The sequence below is a fragment of the Phenylobacterium sp. genome, from assembly GCF_016793225.1.
GTDB lineage: Bacteria > Pseudomonadota > Alphaproteobacteria > Caulobacterales > Caulobacteraceae > Phenylobacterium.
The window spans coordinates 1-6229 of record NZ_JAEUMN010000127.1 but is presented as its reverse complement, the minus strand read 5'-3'; the positions used below and the strand labels follow the sequence as shown (position 1 = coordinate 6229).

Below are 6229 nucleotides of genomic sequence, written 5' to 3'. Positions count from 1 at the left end.
CGTCCGAGGACATCGCCCGCACCTGCCACCCGCACCCGACGCGCTCGGAGGCCGTACGGCAGGCCTCGATGGGAGTCGAAGGGTGGACGATGCAGGCCTGAGCCAGGGCCTGACGATCCGCAGGGCGCGGCCGGAGGAACTGGCGGCCTGCGCGGAGCTCTACGTGCGCGTGCTGCAGGAGACGTTCACCTGGCTGCCGAAGGACCGGCACAGGGCCGAGGACTTCCTGGCGGCGGCCCGCGAGGAGGAGGTCTTCGTGGCCGTCGAGGACGGCCGCCTCCTGGGCCTCGCCGCGCTCTACCGGCCGCAGGCGTTCCTGCACTCGCTCTATGTGGACGCGCGCGGGCGCGGCGTGGGCAAGGCGCTGCTTGATTACGTGATCGCGGCCGCCGGGGGCCGGCTGCAGCTGAAGTGCCAGACCGCCAACCGCGGCGCCCAGGCGTTCTACCTGCGCGAGGGGTTCCGCTGCACCGAGGCGGGCGAGGACGGCGGGGTCGCCTGGCTGCGCTACGTCATCGGCTGACGGCCGCGCGTTAGGTGACCGAAGCGTAACTTGGCGCATCCGCCGACCGGTGGCAGCTTGGCGAGGTTGCGTAATGGGAGGCCGCAATGCTCGTCACGATCGTCGCCGCCGCCGCCATGAGCCTCGCCCCGGACGCGCGCCCGGCCGTGGCCGCGCAGACCCTTCTGGACCCGGGCGCCAGGGCGCCGAAGCGGCTTTGTACGGACGCCGGGCGCCTGCAGGTTTCCCACGAGCGCGCCCTGCTCTACCGGCCGGACCCGAACGAGCGGGTCAAGAAGCTGATCGAGATGCCGATGGGCGAGCCCTGCCTGCTGGGCGGGAGCCGATGAGCGTCCTGGCCGTCCTCGTCCTGGCCCTGACCCCGGCGACGCTGCCCCCGCCGCAGCCGCCGCCCGTCCGCCCCGCGGCCCGGGACGTGGACCACGCCCCCATCCGCTGCCGCCCCGCGCCCTACTACGTCTCCGACACCGACCAGCGGACCCGCGTGGAGCGGATCCTGATCACGGGCAGCCGGATCCCGGTGCGCGAGGTCGAGAAGCGGACGCGGCCGTGCCTGCTGATGCGCACCATGGACGGCGGCCCGAACCACGTGGCGCGCATCGCCGACTGACGGCCCCTCAGGCGTGCGGGTGGGCGGCGTTGTAGGCGCCCAGCAGGGCCGCCGCGTCCACCTCGGTGTAGCGCTGCGTCGTCGAGAGCGACGCATGGCCCAGCAGCTCCTGGATCGAGCGCAGGTCGGCGCCGGCGCCCAGCAGGTGCGTGGCGAACGAGTGGCGCAGGGCGTGCGGCGTGGCGCTGGCCGGCAGGCCGAGGCGGCTGCGCAGGACCTGGACCGTGGCCTGCACGTGGCGCGGGCTGAGCGCCCCGCCGCGCCGGGCGCGGAACAGCGGGCCGTCCGGGTCCAGCACGAAGGGGACCTCGGCGAGATAGCCGTCCACCGCGGCGCGCACCGCGGGCAGCACCGGGACCAGCCGGGTCTTGCCGCCCTTGCCGGTGATGCGCAGGGTTTCCGGCAGCGGGGCGTCCGACCGCTTCAGCCCGAGCGCCTCCGAGATCCGCAGGCCGCAGCCGTAGAGGAGCGTGAGCACGGCCTCGTCGCGCGCGGCCTCCCAACCCTCGCGGTCGGGATCGAGCGCCGGCTCGGCCAGCAGGCCCGCCGCCTGGTCCTCGGTCACCGGCCGCGGGGCGCCCGGCTTCACGCGCGGGCCGCGCACCAGGGCGATCGCGGCGTTGGGCGCGCCGAGGCGCCGGTCGAGGAAGCGGTGGAAGGTCCGGATGGCCGACAGCGACTGGCTGAGCGAGCGCGGCGACAACGGGCGATCGCCGCTGCGCAGGTGGGCGAGCCAGGCGCGGACCTCCGCGGGGGTGACGCCGGCCATGTCGGCGACCGAGGGCGGCTCGCCGCGGTGCCGCTCGAGGAAGGCCAGGTAGCGCGCGGCGGCGAAGCCGTAGGCCTCCAGCGTGCGCGGCGAGGCGCGGCGCTCGTGCGCCAGGTGCTGCAGCCAGGCGTCCCGGGCCTGGCTCGCGCTCAGAGCAGCGGCCATCGCTCGGCCGTGCGCTCCACGACCCGGGCGAGGAAGGCGACCAGCTCGCTGCCCATCTCGGGCGTGAACCCCTCGGGATCGTGGGATCCGAAGGCCAGCAGGCCCTGCCGCGCCGGCTCCCAGATCGCCATTCGGACCATGGCCATGGAGGCGATGTCGCCGGCGTCGTCGCCGAAGAGGCCCAGCGCCGTCGGCGCGAACCCCATGCGGGCGAGGCGGTGCGGGCCGTCGAGGATGAGGTCGACCTGACCCGGGACGAGGCCGCGCCAGCCGGCGGGCGGCAGGCCCTCGCACTCGAGCGCGATCACCCCGGCGGCCAGCCCGAACCGGGCTCGGGCCAGCTCGTCCACCCGGCGCGCGAGGTCGGAGTTGTTGCGCGCGTCGAGCAGGTCGACGACGGCGCCGTGGGTCTGGGCCTGGGCGTTGAAGTTGGCCCGCGCCACCTCCTCGAGAAGCTGGCGCTGCTTGGCCTCTTCCTGGTGGGCGGCGTGCACGCGCGCCAGGGGCGCGAACTCGACCACATTGGAGCTGGCGACCGTGAGGCCCAGCTCGGCCAGCAGGCCGGCGTCGGCCTTCAGGAAGTCGGGGTTGTCCGCCAGGAAACGGCGGACGGCGGACGGGTCCACCGGGTGGCTTGCGAACAGTTCCCCCTGCGACCCGTCCATGTCACCTCAAGCCTCTACAGGATGGACTGACCGGTCTTGGCCCAGTCAGCCATGAACTGTTGGAGCCCGCGTTCGGTTAACGGATGCTTGAAGAGCGCCTGGAAGACGTCGGGCGGGATGGTGGCGCAGTCCGCGCCGGCCAGGGCCGCCTGGGTCACGTGCGCCGGCGTGCGGATCGACGCGGCCAGGATCTCGGTGTCGAAGCTGTAGTTGTCGTAGATGGCGCGGATCTCGGTGATCAGGTCCATGCCGTCGGCGCCGTGATCGTCGAGCCGGCCGATGAACGGGCTGATGAAGGTGGCCCCCGCCTTGGCCGCCAGCAGGGCCTGGGCCGCCGAGAAGCACAGCGTCACGTTCGTCTGGATGCCCTCGGCCGCGAACTCTGCGGTGGCGGTCAGCCCCTCGCGGGTGAGCGGCACCTTGACGACGACGTTGGAGGCGACGCCCGCCAGCTTGCGGCCCTCGGCGAGCATGCCCGCGGTGTCCATGGCCGCCACCTCGGCCGAGACCGGACCGGGGACGATCGCGCAGATCTCGCCGATCACCTCCAGCATGTTGCGTCCGCTTTTGGCGATCAGGGAGGGATTGGTGGTGACGCCGTCCACGAGGCCCGTGGCGGCGAGGTCCTTCAGGACGGCGGTGTCCGTGGTGTCGAGGAAGAGCTGCATCGTGTCCCAATCTCTTGTTCCGGCCGCTTGTAGCTGCGAAGGGCTCGGGATCAAACCGCCCGCGCCGATGAGCCGAATCGCCTCCGTCCTGATCCCGATGCCGCTCCCCGAGGCGTTCGACTACGCCGAGCCGGAGGGCATGGGGCTGGCGGCGGGCGACCAGGTGGCCGTGCCCCTGGGGCCGCGGCTGATCCGCGGCGTGGTCACCGACCTGCGCGAGGCGGCGGGCGGGAACCGGCCGCTGAAGCCGGTGGCCGAGCGGCTGGACGAGCCGCCGCTGCCGCCGGGGACGCTGGAGTTCGTGCAGTGGGCCGCGCGCTACGCCGTGGACGCGCCCGGCCAGCCGCTGGCCATCGCGCTGCGCGGCGCGCGCGCGCCGAAGGCGCGGCCCCAGCGCGTGGTCCGGGCCACCGGCGCGGCCCCGGCGCGGCCGACGCCCGCCCGGTCGAAGGTGCTCGCGGCGGCGACGGCGCCCATGCCCCCGGCAGACCTGGCGCGGGCGGCCGGCGTCGGGGCGGGCGTCGTGAAGGGGCTGATCGACGAGGGCGTCCTGGCGCTCGACCACGTGGTCCCCGCCGCAGGCTTCCAGCCGCCGGACCTGACGCGGCGGGGCGCGGCGCTGAGCGACAGCCAGGCGGCGGCGGCCTCAGCGCTGTCGTCGTCGCTCGGCGGCTTCGGCGTCACCCTGCTCGACGGCGTCACGGGCTCGGGCAAGACCGAGGTCTACCTGGAGGCCGCCGCCGCGGCGCTGGCGGCCGATCCCGAGGCCCAGGTGCTGATCCTGCTGCCCGAGATCGCGCTCACCCAGGCCGTGATCGCCCGGGTCACGGCGCGCTTCGGCGCGGCGCCCGGCGAGTGGCACTCGGACGTCGCGCCGCCTGCCCGGCGGCGGGTGTGGGAAGGCGTCGCCGACGGCGGCTGCCGCATCGTGGTGGGCGCCCGCTCGGCGCTGTTCCTGCCGTTCCGCCGCCTGAAGCTGATCGTGGTCGACGAGGAGCACGACGGTTCGTTCAAGCAGGAGGACGGCTTCATCTACCACGCCCGCGACCTCGCCGTGGTGCGCGGCCGGATCGAGGACGCGGCCGTGGTGCTCGCTTCGGCGACCCCGTCGCTGGAGAGCCTGCGCAACGCCGAGACGGGCCGTTACCGCTGGCTGCGGCTGTCCGCCCGGCACGGGACGGCGCGGCTGCCGGACATCGAGCTGGTCGACCTGCGCGAGACTCCGCCCGAGAGCGGCCGCTGGCTCTCCCCGCCGCTGGTGCGCGCCATGGCCGAGACCTGGGAGCGCGGCGAGCAGACGCTGCTGTTCCTGAACCGCCGGGGCTACGCGCCGCTGGTGCTCTGCAAGGCCTGCGGCGAGCGGATGACCGCGCCCGACACCGACTCCTGGCTGGTGGAACACCGCTACACGGGCCGGCTGGTTTGCCACCTGACCGGGTTCTCCATGCCGAAGCCGGCGGCCTGCCCCCACTGCGGGGCGAAGGACAGCCTCGCCTCCATCGGCCCCGGCGTGGAGCGCGTGGAGGAGGAGGCGCGGGCGCTGTTCCCGGAGGCGCGGATCGCGGTCTTCTCCTCGGACACGGTGTTCGACGCGCGCGAGGCCCGGCGGCTGGTGGAGGCGATGGCGGCGGGGGACATCGACATCCTGGTGGCGACCCAGGCCGCCGCCAAGGGCCACAACTTCCCCAAGCTCACCCTCGTGGGCGTGGTCGACGCCGACCTCGGCCTGCGCGGCGGCGATCTGCGGGCGGCCGAGCGGACCTACCAGCTGCTGGCCCAGGCCACGGGGCGGGCGGGCCGCAAGGACCGGCCCGGCCGCGCGCTGCTCCAGACCTACGCCCCCGAGCACGCCGTGATGCAGGCGCTGAAGGCGCAGGACCGCGACGCCTTCGTGGCCGCCGAGATGGCCGAGCGGGAGCTGGCGGGCCTGCCGCCCTTCGGCCGGCTGGCCGCGGTGATCGCCTCGGGCCCCGACGCCGCCCAGCTGGACGCCTTCGTGCGCGGCATGGCCGAGGTCGCCCCCAACACGCCGGGCGTCGAGGTCTACGGCCCGGCCGACGCCCCGCTGGGGCTGGTGCGCGGCCGGCGGCGCAAGCGGTTCCTGGTCCGCGCCGACAGGGGGGTGGACCTGTCGGCCTACATGGCGGCGTGGCGCGCCCGCGTGAAGCCGCCGGGCCAGGTGCGCGTCGCGATCGACATCGACCCCTACAGCTTCCTGTAGCGGTGGGGGGGCCGGTGGAAGGCGCGTCCGCGTGAACCCCCCAACCCTGTCATCCCGGTTTCGCCGCAGGCGAAAACCGGGACCCATACGCGCCCGATGGCGGGGACGGCCCGCGGGCGGCGCCGCCGCGTCCTATCCGGACCCACGGAGTCTATGGGTCCCGGTCTTCCGCTTCGCGGAAACCGGGATGACAGCCCGGGGGAGGACTGTGGGAGGCGTGTGAACCCCCCAACCCTGTCATCCCGGTTTCGCCGCAGGCGAAAACCGGGACCCATACGCGCCCGATGGCGGGGACGGCCCGCAGCGGCGCCGCCGCGCCCCGGTCTTCCGCTGCGCGGAAACCGGGATGACAGCCCGGGAGGAGAAGGCGCCAGCGATCCCCCCCGGGTCGCGGTCAGTGCAGGACCTTGTCCTCGGCCGTGGGCTTCTTCCGCCGCGCGAGCATGTTGAGGGCCTCGACCCCCGCCGAGAAGGCCATGGCGGCGTAGATGTAGCCCTTGGGCACGTGCATCCCGAAGCCGTCGGCGATCAGGACCGCGCCGATCATCAGCAGGAAGCCCAGCGCCAGCATCACGACGGTGGGGTTGTTGTTGATGAAGTTGGCCAGC

The 6229-nt window shown here is 74.3% G+C and carries 8 protein-coding genes and 1 pseudogene; 5 read left to right on the top strand and 4 right to left on the bottom strand.

Annotated elements, in window-relative coordinates:
* The 4 genes from JNK30_RS15140 to JNK30_RS15125 all read left to right on the top strand — a co-directional run.
* A partial coding sequence (locus tag JNK30_RS15140) for a hypothetical protein (RefSeq protein WP_293483364.1) occupies nt 1-101 on the top strand: 101 nt, incomplete at its 5' end.
* Nucleotides 83-523, top strand: a complete 441-nt coding sequence (locus JNK30_RS15135) for a GNAT family N-acetyltransferase (protein ID WP_293483362.1) — start codon at nt 83-85, stop codon at nt 521-523. The genes JNK30_RS15140 and JNK30_RS15135, both read left to right, overlap by 19 nt.
* Before the next feature lie 86 nt (nt 524-609).
* Nucleotides 610-852: a hypothetical protein gene (locus JNK30_RS15130; RefSeq protein WP_293483360.1), complete on the top strand. Its 243-nt coding sequence runs from the start codon at nt 610-612 to the stop codon at nt 850-852.
* Entirely contained in the window at nt 849-1133 is a 285-nt protein-coding gene (locus tag JNK30_RS15125; RefSeq protein ID WP_293483359.1) for a hypothetical protein, read from the top strand. Before JNK30_RS15130 ends, JNK30_RS15125 begins: the two co-directional genes overlap by 4 nt.
* Before the next feature lie 7 nt (nt 1134-1140).
* Here the strand turns inward: JNK30_RS15125 and JNK30_RS15120 are convergent, their stop codons facing one another.
* From JNK30_RS15120 to fsa, 3 genes are read right to left on the bottom strand one after another with little or no spacing between them, the layout of a single operon-like run.
* Nucleotides 1141-2067: a tyrosine recombinase XerC gene (locus tag JNK30_RS15120; protein ID WP_293483358.1), complete on the bottom strand. Its 927-nt coding sequence runs from the start codon at nt 2065-2067 to the stop codon at nt 1141-1143.
* Nucleotides 2052-2732, bottom strand: coding sequence for a DUF484 family protein (locus JNK30_RS15115; protein WP_293483356.1), 681 nt, complete (start codon nt 2730-2732; stop codon nt 2052-2054). Before JNK30_RS15115 ends, JNK30_RS15120 begins: the two co-directional genes overlap by 16 nt.
* Before the next feature lie 14 nt (nt 2733-2746).
* A complete protein-coding gene (fsa, locus tag JNK30_RS15110) occupies nt 2747-3400 on the bottom strand; it encodes a fructose-6-phosphate aldolase (protein WP_293483354.1) in 654 nt (217 codons plus the stop codon).
* 67 nt (nt 3401-3467) lie between these two features.
* Here fsa and JNK30_RS15105 point away from each other — a divergent pair, with 67 nt between their 5' ends.
* A complete protein-coding gene (locus JNK30_RS15105; protein ID WP_293483352.1) occupies nt 3468-5621 on the top strand; it encodes a primosomal protein N' in 2154 nt (717 codons plus the stop codon).
* Nucleotides 5622-6015: 394 nt separating this feature from the next.
* Here JNK30_RS15105 and JNK30_RS15100 read toward each other — a convergent pair.
* Nucleotides 6016-6229, bottom strand: a pseudogene (locus tag JNK30_RS15100) (TerC family protein); the annotation flags it as partial.

Coding starts and splice junctions, on each gene's coding strand:
- JNK30_RS15130 (WP_293483360.1), top strand. CDS start 610: ATGCTCGTCACGATCGTCGCCGCCGCCGCCATGAGCCTCGCCCCGGAC.
- JNK30_RS15125 (WP_293483359.1), top strand. CDS start 849: ATGAGCGTCCTGGCCGTCCTCGTCCTGGCCCTGACCCCGGCGACGCTG.
- JNK30_RS15120 (WP_293483358.1), bottom strand. CDS start 2,067: ATGGCCGCTGCTCTGAGCGCGAGCCAGGCCCGGGACGCCTGGCTGCAG.
- JNK30_RS15115 (WP_293483356.1), bottom strand. CDS start 2,732: ATGGACGGGTCGCAGGGGGAACTGTTCGCAAGCCACCCGGTGGACCCG.
- fsa (WP_293483354.1), bottom strand. CDS start 3,400: ATGCAGCTCTTCCTCGACACCACGGACACCGCCGTCCTGAAGGACCTC.
- JNK30_RS15105 (WP_293483352.1), top strand. CDS start 3,468: ATGAGCCGAATCGCCTCCGTCCTGATCCCGATGCCGCTCCCCGAGGCG.